This is a genomic window from Lachnospiraceae bacterium oral taxon 500 (assembly GCA_002999035.1).
Classification (GTDB): domain Bacteria; phylum Bacillota; class Clostridia; order Lachnospirales; family Vallitaleaceae; genus W11650.
Genome location: CP027241.1, coordinates 2,868,054 through 2,883,588, shown reverse-complemented (window position 1 = coordinate 2,883,588; position 15,535 = coordinate 2,868,054). Strand labels below are relative to the sequence as shown.

At 42.8% G+C, this 15,535-nt stretch carries 21 protein-coding genes; 17 read left to right on the top strand and 4 right to left on the bottom strand.

Features of this window, described 5'->3' with window-relative positions; genetic code table 11:
• From C3V36_13155 to C3V36_13085, 15 genes are all read left to right on the top strand, one after another.
• Entirely contained in the window at positions 1-513 is a 513-nt protein-coding gene (locus tag C3V36_13155; GenBank protein AVM70109.1) for a hypothetical protein, read from the top strand.
• A gap of 369 nt (positions 514-882) precedes the next feature.
• Complete coding sequence (locus C3V36_13150; protein ID AVM70559.1) at positions 883-1,317, top strand: hypothetical protein; 435 nt, start codon at positions 883-885, stop codon at positions 1,315-1,317.
• 234 nt (positions 1,318-1,551) lie between these two features.
• Positions 1,552-1,884 carry a putative DNA-binding protein gene (locus C3V36_13145; GenBank protein ID AVM70108.1) on the top strand — a complete coding sequence of 111 codons (333 nt, stop codon included), beginning with the start codon at positions 1,552-1,554 and terminating at the stop codon, positions 1,882-1,884.
• A gap of 67 nt (positions 1,885-1,951) precedes the next feature.
• Positions 1,952-3,295 (top strand): signal recognition particle protein, encoded by a 1,344-nt coding sequence (locus C3V36_13140; GenBank protein AVM70107.1) that lies wholly within the window; start codon positions 1,952-1,954, stop codon positions 3,293-3,295.
• 96 nt (positions 3,296-3,391) lie between these two features.
• Positions 3,392-3,637 carry a 30S ribosomal protein S16 gene (locus C3V36_13135; GenBank protein AVM70106.1) on the top strand — a complete coding sequence of 82 codons (246 nt, stop codon included), beginning with the start codon at positions 3,392-3,394 and terminating at the stop codon, positions 3,635-3,637.
• A gap of 26 nt (positions 3,638-3,663) precedes the next feature.
• On the top strand, positions 3,664-3,891 hold the full coding sequence (locus C3V36_13130) for an RNA-binding protein (protein AVM70105.1): 228 nt from the start codon (positions 3,664-3,666) through the stop codon (positions 3,889-3,891).
• 294 nt (positions 3,892-4,185) lie between these two features.
• A complete protein-coding gene (locus C3V36_13125) occupies positions 4,186-4,878 on the top strand; it encodes a flavin reductase (protein AVM70104.1) in 693 nt (230 codons plus the stop codon).
• Positions 4,879-5,092: 214 nt separating this feature from the next.
• The gene (locus C3V36_13120) at positions 5,093-5,683 is read left to right on the top strand and encodes a hypothetical protein (GenBank protein ID AVM70103.1); all 591 of its coding nucleotides are present in this window, start codon (positions 5,093-5,095) and stop codon (positions 5,681-5,683) included.
• A 150-nt stretch (positions 5,684-5,833) separates the two neighbouring features.
• Positions 5,834-6,187 (top strand): hypothetical protein, encoded by a 354-nt coding sequence (locus tag C3V36_13115; protein AVM70102.1) that lies wholly within the window; start codon positions 5,834-5,836, stop codon positions 6,185-6,187.
• 134 nt (positions 6,188-6,321) lie between these two features.
• Positions 6,322-6,750: a hypothetical protein gene (locus tag C3V36_13110; GenBank protein AVM70101.1), complete on the top strand. Its 429-nt coding sequence runs from the start codon at positions 6,322-6,324 to the stop codon at positions 6,748-6,750.
• 64 nt (positions 6,751-6,814) lie between these two features.
• Positions 6,815-7,267 (top strand): hypothetical protein, encoded by a 453-nt coding sequence (locus C3V36_13105; GenBank protein AVM70100.1) that lies wholly within the window; start codon positions 6,815-6,817, stop codon positions 7,265-7,267.
• A gap of 155 nt (positions 7,268-7,422) precedes the next feature.
• On the top strand, positions 7,423-7,971 hold the full coding sequence (locus tag C3V36_13100; GenBank protein ID AVM70099.1) for a hypothetical protein: 549 nt from the start codon (positions 7,423-7,425) through the stop codon (positions 7,969-7,971).
• Between the two features lie 31 nt (positions 7,972-8,002).
• Complete coding sequence (locus tag C3V36_13095) at positions 8,003-8,548, top strand: GNAT family N-acetyltransferase (protein ID AVM70098.1); 546 nt, start codon at positions 8,003-8,005, stop codon at positions 8,546-8,548.
• 54 nt (positions 8,549-8,602) lie between these two features.
• Positions 8,603-9,193, top strand: a complete 591-nt coding sequence (locus C3V36_13090; protein AVM70097.1) for a hypothetical protein — start codon at positions 8,603-8,605, stop codon at positions 9,191-9,193.
• 58 nt (positions 9,194-9,251) lie between these two features.
• Positions 9,252-9,905 (top strand): hypothetical protein, encoded by a 654-nt coding sequence (locus tag C3V36_13085; GenBank protein AVM70096.1) that lies wholly within the window; start codon positions 9,252-9,254, stop codon positions 9,903-9,905.
• A gap of 15 nt (positions 9,906-9,920) precedes the next feature.
• On the opposite strand, the gene C3V36_13080 is transcribed toward C3V36_13085, so the two are convergent.
• From C3V36_13080 to C3V36_13065, 4 genes are all read right to left on the bottom strand, one after another.
• Entirely contained in the window at positions 9,921-10,694 is a 774-nt protein-coding gene (locus tag C3V36_13080; protein ID AVM70095.1) for a hypothetical protein, read from the bottom strand.
• Positions 10,687-11,022 (bottom strand): PadR family transcriptional regulator, encoded by a 336-nt coding sequence (locus C3V36_13075; GenBank protein AVM70094.1) that lies wholly within the window; start codon positions 11,020-11,022, stop codon positions 10,687-10,689. The genes C3V36_13080 and C3V36_13075 overlap by 8 nt, the downstream gene beginning before the upstream one ends.
• 157 nt (positions 11,023-11,179) lie before the next feature.
• Positions 11,180-12,493 carry an amidohydrolase gene (locus tag C3V36_13070; protein ID AVM70093.1) on the bottom strand — a complete coding sequence of 438 codons (1,314 nt, stop codon included), beginning with the start codon at positions 12,491-12,493 and terminating at the stop codon, positions 11,180-11,182.
• A gap of 31 nt (positions 12,494-12,524) precedes the next feature.
• Positions 12,525-13,265, bottom strand: a complete 741-nt coding sequence (locus C3V36_13065; GenBank protein AVM70092.1) for a uridine phosphorylase — start codon at positions 13,263-13,265, stop codon at positions 12,525-12,527.
• A 307-nt stretch (positions 13,266-13,572) separates the two neighbouring features.
• Here C3V36_13065 and C3V36_13060 point away from each other — a divergent pair, with 307 nt between their 5' ends.
• Both C3V36_13060 and C3V36_13055 read left to right on the top strand, forming a co-directional pair.
• Positions 13,573-14,382 (top strand): DeoR/GlpR transcriptional regulator, encoded by an 810-nt coding sequence (locus C3V36_13060; protein AVM70091.1) that lies wholly within the window; start codon positions 13,573-13,575, stop codon positions 14,380-14,382.
• A gap of 20 nt (positions 14,383-14,402) precedes the next feature.
• Entirely contained in the window at positions 14,403-15,458 is a 1,056-nt protein-coding gene (locus tag C3V36_13055) for an S-methyl-5-thioribose-1-phosphate isomerase (protein AVM70090.1), read from the top strand.
• The last annotated feature ends 77 nt before the right edge of the window (positions 15,459-15,535 follow it).

Here is a 15,535-nt window from a genome sequence, read left to right as displayed (position 1 = left end):
ATGGCAGGAATACAAGAAAAAATCGAATTATTAAAGAAGATTGCCCATCGATTTAACGAAGCGCATGTTGTGTGGGCTTTGGGAGCATCTATGCTGCTATACTTCAAAGGAATTACATCCGAGTTTCATGACATTGATTTGATGGTTTCCGATACGGATGTTGGATGTGTCCGAAAAATTTTATCTGAAATGGGAGAGATTCAGCCGTTCAAGCCCAATCCCAAGTATCAAACAAAAGCATTTATGGAGTTCACTATCGACTCGATGGATGTCGATGTCATGGCTGGGTTTTCTATTGTCAGGGATGGCAAACTTTTTGATTGTTCTCTGCAGGAAGAGCAGATTGTGGAAAAGATGCTTCTTGGAACAGAACTTATTCCCTTGCAATCTCCCTTGCTATGGGGTGAATATTATCGGTTGATGGGAAGGAATGAAAAAGTTGAAATGATTGAGAACGCCGTATCAAAAGAGGAGTTCTCGAGTAACGTCATTGCAGCTGAGTATTTAGAGTGAGGTATTATGGGATTTTTTAAAAGAAAAACAGGGGAAGAAGAGCGAAAAGCGGCAATTTTTGTGAAAAACAGGCATCGCTCCGGCTATGCCTATTTAAATGTTATTGAAAAGATAGACGGTGTAAAAGAAAGGCATAAATTATACAGGCTTGGTATGCCGGCATATTATGTGTCGCCCGGCCGGCATATACTTACGGTAAATGCGGTCTGGTCAAATGAATATAAAAAAGATGTAAGTCTGAAAGAGTCGGTTGATCTGGAAGTTGAAGTTTTGGCCGGGCATTTTTATGCTCTAAATTATAATATTTATGCTCAGGGTTTTGAATTTCTGGAATGTGATCCCAAACAGTACTCCTTGGTGGAGGATGAAATAGAAGCCGCACTTGCCCAACGAGAGTTTGATTTTAATTTTAAGTTAGTTGTGATTGACGAATTGCTCCATAAAACTCCCAGTTTTGAAGGCCAAATCAACGCTCATATAAGACGGAAAAATGAGTTTTACGCGAATGAAGAGAATTACGATGATGAAAAATACGAATTATTTATCAGCAACGCGATGGAGTATTTTAAAAATATTGAACTTACCAAAAAAGACTTATTAAAAGTCGAAAGCCTTACCTTTGACGGCGGTCTGGAAGTTTATCAAATGATAGTGCCGGACTGGGATGGAGAAGATGACCGGTTTGACATCCGCTCGATAAAGGGCATAGAGTATCTTCCTAATTTAAAGTCGGTAAATTATATTTCGATGATTGATGAAGAGCTGATTAAAGAAATAGAAGGAAAAGGGATAGAGATTTTATAGAGCATGTAAATTCGGGGGAGAAGGAACAAAATACTTTTTTAAAAAGCCCCCTTGACAAGGAGTTCTCCTTTATAGTATAATCAGTTGTCGGTAAAAAGGGATGCGGTTTACGGTCGGCTGTTTTATCAGGCAGTGTCTGGCGGCATCTTTTTTATGCGGCAGTTGCTTTTAAATGCAGAGGCAGAGCGGTTTCAGCGGCCGCGGAAAAGTATAGAATGGCAGTAGGCAGGAAGCATGGAAGAGTTTGTCAGAAAATCATTGTTATTTGACTTTTACGGAGAACTTTTAACCGAGCGGCAAAAAGAAGTTTATCGCAAATACCATGCCGAGGATTTGTCCTTGGGGGAGATTGCTGAAGAATATGAAGTTAGCAGGCAGGCGGTGCATGATCTGCTCAAGCGCTGCGATAAGCAATTAGAGGGCTACGAAGCAAGATTACAGCTTCTTCAGCGCTTTGCCGGGCAAAAGGAAAAGATTTTGCGGATTCAGGCGATTGCGGGGCAGGAAGAAACGGACGCGATGCGGCAAATTGCCAAGCTGACCGGTGAAATCTTAGCGGAATTATAGAACAGAAAGAACGCGGCGTTTAGAGCCGAATAAGAAAACCCAGTTTTCCAAAATACAAGGAGCAGTTATGGCATTTGAATCCTTATCGGAAAAGTTTCAATCCATATTTAAAAACTTAAGAGGCAAGGGCCGGCTGACCGAAGCCGACGTCAATGCCGCTATGCGCGAAGTCAAAATGGCACTGCTGGAAGCGGATGTTAACTTCAAGGTGGTAAAGGACTTTGTTGCGGCGGTAAAAGAACGGGCGGTCGGCGAAGAAGTTATGAGCAGTCTTTCTCCCGGTCAGCAGGTGATTAAGATTGTCAATGAGGAAATGACCAAGCTGATGCAGTCTGAAAACTCAGGCTTAACCTTTGCCAAAGAAGCACCGACGATTTTTATGATGGTCGGTTTGCAGGGTAACGGTAAAACGACTTCGACCGCGAAGTTAGCAGGGCTTTTAAAAAAGCAGGGTAAAAAACCGCTGCTGGTTGCCTGCGATGTTTACCGGCCGGCGGCGGTAAAGCAGTTGCAGGTCGTCGGTGCGCAGCAAAAGGTCGACGTTTTTGAGATGGGAACGGAGGTCGATCCGGTTGAGATTGCGGCAGCAGCTTTAGAGCATGCCAAAAAGAATAGATATGATTTGATGATTGTCGATACGGCCGGGCGTTTACATATTGACGAGGAAATGATGCAGGAGCTGGTGCGGATTAAGGAGAAGCTAAATCCCCAGGAAATTCTGCTGACGATTGATGCGATGGCAGGTCAGGACGCGGTCAATGTGGCGGAGCGTTTTCATCAGCTGTTAGATATCACCGGCGTGATTTTGACCAAAATGGACGGCGACACCAGAGGCGGCGCGGCTCTGTCGGTCAAAGCAGTTACGCAAAGGCCGATTAAGTTTGTCGGCGTTGGCGAAAAGTTGTCGGATTTGGAAGTTTTTCATGCCGACCGCATGGCCTCGCGGATTTTAGGAATGGGCGATATTCTGACTTTAATTGAAAAGGCCAGTGCCCATGTTGATGAAGAAAAAGCCAAGGAAATGGAGCGCAAGCTTCGCAAAGCCGAGTTTAATTTTGAAGATTTTCTGGATCAAATGAAGCAAATGCGCAATATGGGGCCGTTAACCGATCTTTTGGCGATGCTGCCGGGCGTAGCGGGACAGCTGAAGGATATTGAAATAGATGAATCCGGGATTAGCCGGATGGAAGCGATTATTTTATCAATGACACCAGAAGAACGGCGCGACCCGTCGCTCCTTAATCCGTCCCGAAAGCACCGGATTGCGAAAGGCTCCGGTAATCAGATTCAGGAGGTCAACCGCTTTATCAAGCAATTTGAAGAAAGTAAGAAAATGATGAAGCAGATGTCCGGTATGATGAAGGGCGGCAAAAAGAAAAAGGGAATGTTTAATATGCCGTTTTTCAAATAATGGCGGATCTGCCCCGGAATGTAAATGTGTGCTTCAAGCCCCGGAGTTTTTCGGGTTTGGATAGATAAAAATCAATAAGAATAGGAGGTGAAAATAATGGCAGTAAAGATGAGATTAAAGAGAATGGGTGCAAAAAAAGCTCCTTTTTATAGAATTGTAGTTGCAGATTCTAGATCTCCTCGCGATGGTAAGTTTATCGAACAGGTGGGTTACTATGATCCGACCAAGAATCCTTCAGAATTTAAGATTGACGAAGAAGTTGCGAAGAAGTGGTTGTCAACCGGCGCGCAGCCTTCCGACACCGTTCGTAAATTACTGAAGATTGCAGGGATTGTTGACTAGAAAACGAGTCAACGCAGGAGGAAAAAATGAAAGAACTAGTTGAGTTGATTGCAAAATCATTGGTAGACGATCCGAACGCCGTGGAAGTCAATGAAGTGGAAGGCGAAAAGTCGACCATTATTGAACTGAAAGTTGCTCAGGAAGATATGGGCAAGGTCATCGGCAAGCAGGGCCGGATTGCCAAGGCAATCCGCACGGTAGTAAAAGCCGCGGCGATTAAATCGGATAAAAGAGTCGTAGTCGAGATTCTTTAACAGTAGGCCGGCAGTCTTTGTGCAAACAAAGAGGCCGGTTTTTGTTTCCAGTTCAGGCAAGCAGGGGCTTATAGTTGATGTGCCGGGAGAGCTTGCTCTCCAAAGGCATAGCAACTATAAGCACCTATTTGCATGAGCGCCACATGAGCAATTCGTCGATAAAGTGGAATTGCTTTTTCTTGCAACGAATTGCGAATGGCTTGCCTGAACTGCTATTGAGCAGATATTCATGGTTGCCATGCCGGGAGAGCTTAGAATAAAGAGAGGTATATAAATTGGAAGTTGAGGTGGGAAATGAAAATTACAATAATTCATGGTCAGAGCCATAAGGGTTCGACATTCCATATAGCTCACTTGCTTGCTGAAAAACTGGATGGTGAATTAACTGAGATTTTCCTTCCGAAAGATTTCGACGAATTTTGTTGTGGATGTACAAATTGCTTTATAAATGGAGAGGATAAATGTCCACATTTTAAAAAGCTCTCCCCTATAACAGAGGCAATTGACAATGCCGATGTGATAATACTTGCAAGTCCAGTTTATGTTTTCCACACAACAGGTGCCATGAAGAGCTTCTTAGATCATTACGGTTACCGCTGGATGTCTCATAGACCAAAGGACTCAATGTTTAGAAAGCAGGGAGTCTGTATTTCTACAGCTGCCGGTGCAGGAGTTAAGTCAACTAATAAGGATATGGCGGACAGTCTCCTCTTTTGGGGCGTTGGAAAGATATACCGGTTTGGAACAGGCGTTGCAGCTACAAGTTGGGAACGGGTAAGCGATAAGAAACGGAGACACATTGAAAAGAAAGTCTCTTCGATAGCAAAGAAAATACTAAGCAGACGAAACAAGGTTCGTCCCGGAATAAAGGTAAGAGTACTATTCTCTGTGATGAGACTCTTCCAGAAAAAGGGACTTAATCCAATCGATACTAAGTACTGGAAAGAGCAGGGGTGGCTGGACGGAAAGAAACCATGGGAAAACTGAATTCATTAAACAACTCCCAGTTTATCATCCAGTTACTCACCGCCAGACCAAATTCTTTGTTTGAAAGCATTCGCCGCGGTCCTTTTAGGACATCGGATTTTCCTGCGCAAAACCGACCGTCTGCCGGTGAAGCGCCGTAAAAGGGATATGCTCGCTGCGCGGTCACATTCATTTGTGCTTGCGCGCTTCAAATTGGAAGTTGGGAGGGAGAAGTATGAACAAACAGGGGATGGCGGAGTATATAGTCGCTATATTTCAAAATTGTGAAACATATTATAAAGAGCATCTGGCGGATTTTGGGAGTGTTTTGCCTCATGTTTTTGCAAGTGAGGCCATAAATGGCCCTATGAAAGCCGAATTTGAGGTTAATGCTCAAAGCGAAATTTTTAATAAATATTGTAGACTTATTCAGCATCTCTGGAAAAGCGGAGATGAGGAAGTGAGAAATGCCGTTGATGTCACTATTCTTGAAAGCATTTCAGATAATAGCCTTATGTGGGAAGCTTTCGGTGAAAATAATTCATTTGAATTTAAGAAATATATCAATGATGAACTCTTGACAAAAAATATAGCCATGAGCCATGTTGACAGACTAAAGGGAAAAACCGAGGAAGTAGACTCCTATTCCGAAAAGGAGATTCAAATCGTAAAATCCGGCACAGATGCTGTGCGGTCTGCATACCCTGTGCTTGAAGCGCATTTTGGTGAAGTAAGTTGTCCATTTCAAAGCCATATGAATTCCTCGGCTATTTCTACTTCCGAATTGATATGGATACTGAAAAATATGATGAAATGGATATATTAGATAGTCTGGTAATAAGTATTCTGTCAAGGTCCGGCTATGCGGAAGCTGATTTATATCATAATCCAAATTATTTACCGGAAACGGATTCGATACTTTTAGCTGCTGTTGAAGCTTACAAAATTCATCAGTAAAACAGAAGAAGAAACAGAAATGAGAAGATATGCATATTTAAAAGAACCAGTAAAAACAAACAAGAAAGATTATATATATAAAATTATGCTGTATCAGACGAAAAAAGACGGAGTTTCTCTGTTTATGTATTGCCAAAAAGACGCGGTTCAGTGTTCGTTTGACGATTGGTATGAAAATATTGAAGATGTTTACGAGGATTGGAATGAGTTTATTGATGAAAACGGTTGGATAGATTTTGATGATCCGCTACCTCATTGTCAGCATGATGCTTTTTTACCGATAAGAGTAAAAGGGCGTGATACCGGCAAACCACAGTGGGGGAAATTGGAAATTCTTGAAAATGGGAAATGGAAAGATTATATACCTGATTAGTGAGTTAAATCAGAAGTTGTAATATAGTATCGAACGTTTTAGGGTTTATATTTCTATTTTAATGGGAATTTAAAAATGGTTTGTTCTATAACTATAAATGAAAAATCTATTGGATTTTAGGAGGCATAATAAGCATGTTATTAGATAGTGAAAGATATGACACGGTTATTGGTTATGGTAAGGATGCTATGAATAAACTTGAAGAGAACAGATTAGAGGAGGGGGTTTCTATTGCAGAACAAGGATGGAAGGCATTCCCTGATTCAGGAGCAAAGTGGAATCAAGGCTATAATTATGCAAAAACATTTTTTGGTCGGGCGCTTCAAAATAACAATATGTCCATTGCAAAACGTTGGTTAGATAGAATGATAGAGAATAATAACACACTACATTTGTATGATTTTGAAATTGAACATATGAAAGCGAAATATGAATTTGAACTTGGAAACTTAGATGAAGCGCTTCAGCTATGGAAAAATCTTGTAAAACAAAAGGGAGTTGGGTATAGATATTTCGAATACGATGATCCAAAGTATAAGAAGTTTTATAAATCAAGGAAATAGATTTAGATTGATAACTTCCAAGTTGTGTAAAAAGATATAGTTAGATAGTCTGGAGTTAGAATAAATGAAACGCTGGAGTAAACTACAAAGTGAACTGTATAAAGTGATTGATCCTACAATAAATTTTCAAATTCATTGCAGTGTTTATCGTATGGGTAGTAGGTGGGGAAGTAGCGATTTGCCAAGATATTTTATAACTTTAGATAATGAGATTATTTTTGACTACCCTAAACAGTTTATTAATGAAAAAAAGGAACTGAAAAATTTATCACGAGATTCAATTGCTATGACATATCCATATAATAATGACATATCTGATATATCTGATTTGTTTAAGGAATACTTAAATACGCCAAAAGAGGAGTTGCTGGATAAACATTTTCATAATGATTATTGGGGACTGATTAATATATTAAAAGCGGCGGATAAGCGAATTGGAAAAAGGCGTCTGGAAATACTTCGAAAGAGAAAAGGAAATATTGCGACCCAAAAAGTTATAGCAAGGAGATTAGGGTAAGAAATCGATATATGATATTTTATACAAAGAGCTAAATTACAGATTTAAAGTCTTTTTTTACAGATGATTTAGCAGCCATGAAATTACTCTGGATTTGAAACAAGTTTTAGTATTTAGTGAAGTTTTTGTTAATCAATTTGTTTTTATGGAGAAAAATGAAATACTTATTTTGCATATTAATACCGATAGGATTAAGCGTGTTGATTATTAGCATTAAACATATAGTTCGTTTTGCTAATGCTAAAATGCTGTATGAAATGTCATGCACAAGCAGGGAGGGTATATTTACACTTATTACCCAGGGGAAATATGGCATATGGCTTAGCGGAAAACAGTTTATAAAATCGCCGATAGGGGAATTGGGGATAAAACTTATAAATCAGCAGACAGGAAAAAACATCCCACTGTCAGCAAAACTGTTGCGAACTAGTGTAAATGGATTTGAAACAGGAAGAATCGAATTGTACTCATTTTGGGCAGAAGAAGGAATCTATGTTATTTCTTTGGATGGGGAAGGAAGTACTGGAGATAAAACGGGGGCGTTTGTAATAAATGCCATAAATAAACATCCGGTTAATTACAGTCAGTTTTCTATTCAGATTCGTGAGCATATTCCGGTGATGGTTTTGGTATTATGTATTTTAGGTATTATATTAGGCTTTATGGCGATGGCTTTAGGGATTATTTTTCCTATTGTTTTATAGAAATAGATTGGAAGCTGCGAGGGAATGAAAGATGGAGTATACAAGAAATATTATTTTAAAGAATGGAAAAAAGTGTTTGATTCGGAGCGCTGTCGGAGATGATGCACAGGAAGTTTTAAATATTTTTCTTCTAACTCACGAGCAAACAGATTTTTTATCATCCTATCAAGATGAAACAACATTTGACGTAGTATTTGAGAAACAATTTTTGACGGAAAGAGCAAACTCAGATAAAGAAGTGTATCTGTGTGCTATTGTTGATGAACGTATTGTTGGAACTGCTGGTGTGAATCAGAAAGGTCAGAACAAAATTAGACACCGTGCAAATTTTGGAATAGCAATTGAAAAAGATTTCTGGGGGATTGGAATAGGTCGGGCTTTGACTATGTCTTGTATAGCGTGTGCAAAAAATGCAGGCTTTTCTCAACTGGAATTAGAGGTTGTAAGTGATAACAGTAATGCGATTGCTTTATACAAAAGCATAGGATTTGTTGAATTTGGACGCAATCCCAGAGGCTTTATTTCACGGTGCAAAGGTTGGCAGGAACTGGTTTCAATGAGATTGGAATTGAATTGATAACTTCCGGTTTATAACAGGATCAACAAAATTTGAAGTTGAGGAGTAATACATATGTTGTTTGCAGATATTATGATGAATCATGAAGAACCAGAAATTGTCGGGCTTTGTAAAAAATTAGGTAAAAGTTGTTCTTTTACAAAAAATGCAGATATGTCTTCTTTGTGTGAACTTGCGTATTGGCTATATATTTATGACTGCAAGGAAGAAGCATTGAAAGTTTGCGAACATGTAAATATTGAGATTCCGGAGAAAATTAATTACAATGTGTGGGATTTTATTATTTGGATCTGGGGATTGGAAGCATATATTTATAATGAAACCGGAAGAAAAGATGATAAAAATTTCAGAGTAGCTCAAATGAAAAAGGTTTGGTCTACACCGAAGCGGAACGATGAAACGGAAGAGGAAGCCTGGAGATTTTGTCAGAAGATTATGAACAGAAAAACTTTTGAATCCATATGTAATACAGCAAATATAGAACAAGCATCCGCTGTAAATGATAAGAAAGCAGAGAATCATTATCGCTTAACCGCACTTTACAGTATGATCGGCTATGGAGTTACAGGCTTTTATCTAAATTTGGAAAATAATAAAGAAAAGCTGTCAGAAAAAATAAAGGAATACATTATGCTTTTAAGGTAAATCTGAATTTATTCGCAGAGAGCTTATTTGAATATATGTAGGAAAGGCGGTAAAACCATTGGCTAAGGATTTTATTTGGCATGAATTATATGACTTGATGGAAGAGGACCGGTGTCCGGTTTGCGCGTTGATTGAAAAGCGGACGCAGCAGGCAATGGATCGCTTTTTGTTTGACAGTGTCAATGATCGGGGCTTGCGTCAAAAGATGGCCGCAGCGCATGGCTTTTGCAATTTTCATGCCCATCAGCTGCGGGAAATGGGCGACCCGCTGGCGCATGCCATTCTGTATACTGATTTTTTGGAGCAGCTTTCTGCTGAAATTGCAGCCGGTAAGCCCAAAAAACTACAGGCCTATTCCGGACGGACGGACTGCCTTTTTTGTGACAATGCCCGAACCGGTGAAACAAGCTATGTTGCGGTCATGGCCGAGGGTCTGGCGGATGAAGCTTTTGCCGCCAAATACGAGCAGGGCGGGCTGCTGTGTGCCGCTCATACGGCGCTATTGCTGGTCAAGTGCCGATGGAAACCGGCGCTGGCGGAGAAGTTGATCCGGATCAATCAAAAGAAATACCGACACATGGTAGAGGTGTTAGCGGAAATCAAGCGGAAAAACGACTATCAAAATCAGCATGAGCCGTGGACGGAAGAAGAAAAGCAGATGTGGAAAAAAGTTGTTTCGGTCATGAATGACGAAGCGGGAATCCGCAAATAGATTCCCGCCGTTGAGTTATTTATTAAACAAGATAAAAAGAATTGCGCAGAAAATGCCGCCGACCGGAAAGACGAGCCAGCCCGGATGCCAGAGATTAAATAGAAAGCCCAAAATCAGAAAAGCGATTAAGGCCAGCAGCATAATTGAGATGGCAATCCGTCCAATCATGTCATCGCCGGAAGAACGCTCCGAGTGCATGGCTGAAAAACCGCCGACTTCGGTGTAAGATTGGCGTTTTTCGTGTAACAGGCGAGTGGAATCTTTAAAGTAGTCAAAGTAGGCCTGATAATTTTCCTGCCGGCTGAGAGACAAAATCATTTGTTTTAAATTACTGTATTTCACGCCGCTGACAATAAACAGGGCAACGCCGATACAAACCGGTATAAAGAAGAAGAAAGAGGCGAGCTCCGGATTATGGGCGATATCCGCAAAAAAGCTGGTACCAAATATTCCCAAGGCGCAAAAGAAAATACCGAGGCCAATCATTAGGCTGAACTTTTTCTGATAGGCTTGAAATTCGTTCATATAAGCCTGTAAGCGCGGCGAGGGTTCTTTGGCAGGCTGCCCGGCAGCAGTCTCAGCCGGTACATAATCCGGCATCAGTTCTTCCATTTGGCCGAACTCAGCGGCTACCTTGCCAAAGGCCACATCTTCGGCCAGTCCCTGATTGAGATATTCCTGATATTTACTTTGCATGCTGTCCAGCAGCTGATCCTTTAACCGGGCGTTCTCTTCGGTTTTCGGTAGCCCGAAAAATAAGTTATTGACGTAATTTACAATCTTATTCATAGTCTGTCTCCTTAAAAAACTCATTGATAATATCTTTCGTGTCTTTCCATTCGGATGATTTTTCTGTTAAAAACTGTTTGCCGAGAGTCGATAAACGGTAATACGTCCGGGGCCGGCCAAAGGTTTCCGTTCCCTCGTAAGAGAGGATATAGCCGTTTTTTTCCAGCCGGTTTAAAGCGGCGTATAAAGTGGCTTCTTTGATTTGGTATTTCTCTTTTGATTTTTTTTTGATTAAATCTGAAATCATATAGCCGTAATTATCGCCGGCCGAAAGCAATAAGCAAATAATAATATCATGGTATCCACGCATGATATCGCTTGAAATCATCGCTTCACCTCCTTTGACTACTATATCTGTTAGAGTAAATGAAGTATAACATAATTACTCTATCAGGTCAAGTAATTTTTTTGCAAAAAATTCCCGCCTTCCGAAAGTCTTTGGGAAAGCGGGAATGATGGATTTTTTAATATTCTATTTCGATATTTTATTCAAAAACTTTTTTCCCTTCCAGCTGCGTCAATTTCTCATTGACAATCCGCTTGGTATTAGCCAGCACCTTTTCGATATCAATCGTCAGATAAGCGCCGTCCCGGTACAGTACCTTACCATCTACCATATTCAGCACGATATCATCGCTTTGGGCGGAGTAGAGAAGGTTGGAAAGCGGTTCAATCACCGGCTGCATATGGGCCCGGTTGGTGTCAAAGATGAGAATATCTGCCCGATTGCCCGGTTTCAGGGCACCGCAATCTTCCCGCCCCTGCGCCAGAGCGCCGTTGCGGCAGGCCATGGTCAGAACATCGGCGGTGCTTAAAAATAAGGGATCTTGCTGCGCGCCTTTTTGCACCATCGCCCCCAAATGAATCTCTTCCAGCATATTCAGATTATTATTGCTGGCAGCGCCGTCAGTCCCGAATACTGTCCGGATGCCGGCCTGACGCAGTGCCCGCAGCGGTGCGATTCCGCTGCCCAGTTTTAAATTGCTGGAGGGATTGTACGATACGGTGACATTATGCTTAGCCAAAAGCGCAATATCATTCTCATCGACCCAGACGCAGTGAGCGGCGACAGCCGGAACATCAAAAACTCCCAGTTCGGAAAACCAGGCCGTCGGCGTCATGCCGCGGTTCCGCTTACAGTCCTCATGTTCTTTTTTTGTTTCGGAGACATGTACCTGCATTCGGAGCTGATGTTCTTTGGCAAAATCCGCTACTTCCCGGCAAAGAATCGGACCGGAGGTGTATTCGGCGTGGATGGAAGCGTCAACGATGATCCGGTCATGCCCCAGCGGCTTTACATAATCCAGTAACTTTAAGGTGCCGTTATAGCTGGACGCTTCTTTAAAAGAGCAATCCGCTTTGCCGCCGCTGGCGCTGCCATGTGCCAGATTGGCCTTAATTCCGCTTTCATGTACGGCCCGGGCGACTGACGGCATGTGGAAATACATATCACTGAACGAGCAGATGCCGCTGCGCAGCATTTCGGCAATTCCAAGGAGCGAGCCCCAATAAATATCTTCTTCCGATAAAAGTGCCTCAAAGGGGAACATTTTGTCAAACAGCCAGTTTTGCAGAGGCAGACCTTCGCCATAACCGCGCAGCAGAGTCATCGGCACATGGCAGTGCAGATTAAATAGACTGGGAGCGGCAATTTTGCCGGTGCCATCGTAAACCTCACCGACCTCACCCTGCGGCATTTCGCTGCCGATCGAAACAATTTTATTGCCTTCAACTAAAATATTTTGATGCGCCACCGCCTGATAATTTTTGTCAATGACGGTAATATTTTTAAATAGCATATCCTGCTCCTTTCTGAGAAAATCTTTAAATTTAAATCTCTATGTTAATAATAGCATCCAGCGCAATTTCAATCTGTTTGGTCTGTGCCTGTTTTAAAGCAGCTTCATCCGGCTGATAGCCTTCTACACCGACCAGCTCAAAGGCTGGAGCGTCAACGGTTAGGATGGCGCCGGCCTTCACTCCGTGCAGAGAAGCGACGACCAGCAGACCGGCGACTTCATTTTCAAATGCGCTCACGCCGGCTTTGGCATAAAGCTTAACCGTCGATTCCAAAAGCCCCGGATAAAACAGGGCACCGGTTAAGACAATGCCCTTGTGGACGGGGGTTTGATGTTCAGCGGCGGCGGTCAGCAAAGCGGCAACAACTTCACCGTCAGCCACGGCGGGATAAGAAGGCGGAATCATCTTATCGGTGACGCCGTCCTCGCGACAGGCGGCAGTGGCAACCACTAAACTGGCTGTTCCGATGTTTGGCTGCATTCCGCCGCAGGTTCCGACACGGATAATGGCTTTGGCGCCGGCCCGCCATAGGCTTTCAAAGGCAATAACTGCGCCGCCTTCGCCCACGCCATGGGAAGTAACGGTTACCGGAACGCCTTTATGTGTTCCCGAATAGGTCCAATACTCGCGGTTTTTAGCCAGGCACCGGCTGTTTTCCAGTAAGGAACCAATCCATTCGGCACGTGCCGGGTCGCCGCAGACCAGAACGCGCGGAGCAATCTCGCCGTCACCGACATGGATGCATGGATATAACATTTTTTCTTCAGCCATAAAATACCTCCTTATATTTTGGGCGGTTGACAGATTTGTAAGCAAAGCTGAGTATCGCCTTGTACCGGCAAAAACGCAGTCGCAGATTATTTATAGTATAGTATCGGCTCTTGTTTTTGTCAACATTTCTTGTGGCAAGAGCCACAATTGTTTAGAACAAAAACACGATTTTTGGATAGTTTTATAAAAATGACGAAAATACAGAGAAAAACTTGTCATTTCCGTCAATTGAAATCAATAAAAATTTGAGATATATTGAATGTAATGATTTGCATTCAACAAGATTCAACATTTACCGGGGGACTCTATGGCACCGATCAATCGTCTTGATTATATTACGCATCAGCTGACACTGAAAAAGTTTGTATCGGTCGATGAATTGAGCCAAAAGCTGAAAGTCAGCGGTGAAACGATTCGGCGTGATTTTAAAATTTTGGAGGAAAACGGTATTTTGAAGCGGACCTATGGCGGGGCTTATCTGGAGGGATCGACCGAAAGCGATGTCAGCGTACAGGTGCGCAAGGCAATTTTGCTGCCGAATAAGGAGCAGATTGCGATTCTCAGCGCCGGCTTTATCCAGCCGGACGACACCATCTTTTTGGACGGCTCAACCACATCCCTGGAGATTGCCAGACGAATCACCCGGCTGCCGGTGACGGTGATTACACCGTCGCTTCTGATTATCAGCTTTCTTTCTAATTATCGCAATATCCGCATTATTTCATTGGGCGGGACTTTAGATACCGTTAATATGTGTTTCGGCGGTAAGACCGCGATTGAAAACATGAACGGTTTTTATGCCCGCAAAGGTTTTATTTCCTGCCGCAGTATTTCGATGCGCTATGGGATTATGGATTCCAATGAGCAGATTGCTGAGGTGCGGGCGGCGGCGGTGCAAAATTGTTACAAACGTTATTTGATAGCGGATCATACGAAGTTCGGCAATACTGCATTGTATAAAATCACAGATTTTGCTAATTTTAATGCGGTGATCACCGATCAGCCTTTATCGGCCAGATGGATGGAGTTTTTAAACGAAAAAAATATTAAGGTCTACTATCCGGAGAATGTCGTATATCCGGAGAATCCGGTGGAACCGCTTGAATATGAGGAATAACAAAGGAAAGGTGTGAAAAAATGGACAGACAAGACAAAGGCATGGGTACGCTGCTGCGCTATGAAAATGTCGCCTGGTATGAAGACGGCGCGGTTAAAATCTTAGACCGTCGGGTGTATCCCTATCAAAAAAAGTTTGTAACCTGCAAAACCTACACCGAAGTCGCACAGGCGATTGCCGATATGGTGACGCAAAGCGGCGGGCCGTACACGGCGGCGGCAATGGGCATGGCGCTGGCCGGCTATGAATGTAAAGATTTGCCGGAAGCGGCACAGATTGAATATTTAGAAAAAGCGGCCTATGTCCTTTCGCATGCCAGACCGACGACGGCGGCCAAAATGGCGGCGATCACCAGCGCCAGTCTGGAACTGGCCAAGCAGGCGTTAGAAGAAGGCAAAAGCGCTGAAAAGGCTATGTTTGACTTTGCCTATAATGAACTGCAAAAGCGTTATTCCGTCTATGTTGACGTTGCCCGCCATTTGGTAACGCAAATTCCGCAAAACGGAACAGTTATGACGATGTGCTTTGCCGAAACGATTATTGGTACAATGTTGAATGAGTGCCGGCGAGTCGGCAAAACGCCGCGCTTTATTTGCCCGGAAACCCGGCCGTATTTGCAGGGAGCACGCCTGACGGCTAGTGTTATTGCCGATATGGGATTTGACGTCCATGTCATTACCGACAATATGCCGGGTTATATTATTAACCGGGAAAAGGTTGATATCTTTACATCGGCTGCGGATGTGATTACGATGGACGGCTATGTCGTCAATAAGGTCGGAACCTTTCAGGTAGCGTTAGCCGCACAATACTGGGGCGTACCGTATTTTGTAACCGGCTCGCCCAATCAGAGCCATCCGACGATTGACACCGTAACGATTGAAGAACGCGATCACTCGCAGGTGACAGACTGGATGGGTGTGCGCGTAGTTGAACAGGGAGTAAAAGCTTATTATCCGGCTTTTGATATTGTCCCGCCGAAGCTGTGCAACGGTGTGGTAACGCAAAAAGGAATCTTTTCACCTTATGATTTGGCATCTTATTTTAAGGAAAAAGCGATTGACACTACGCCGTAAAATAAGATTGATATCCCGGAAAAGGGGAGCAATCGGTACTTGCCAGTGGCTTGGCAAAAAGTATGAAGCGGCGCGGC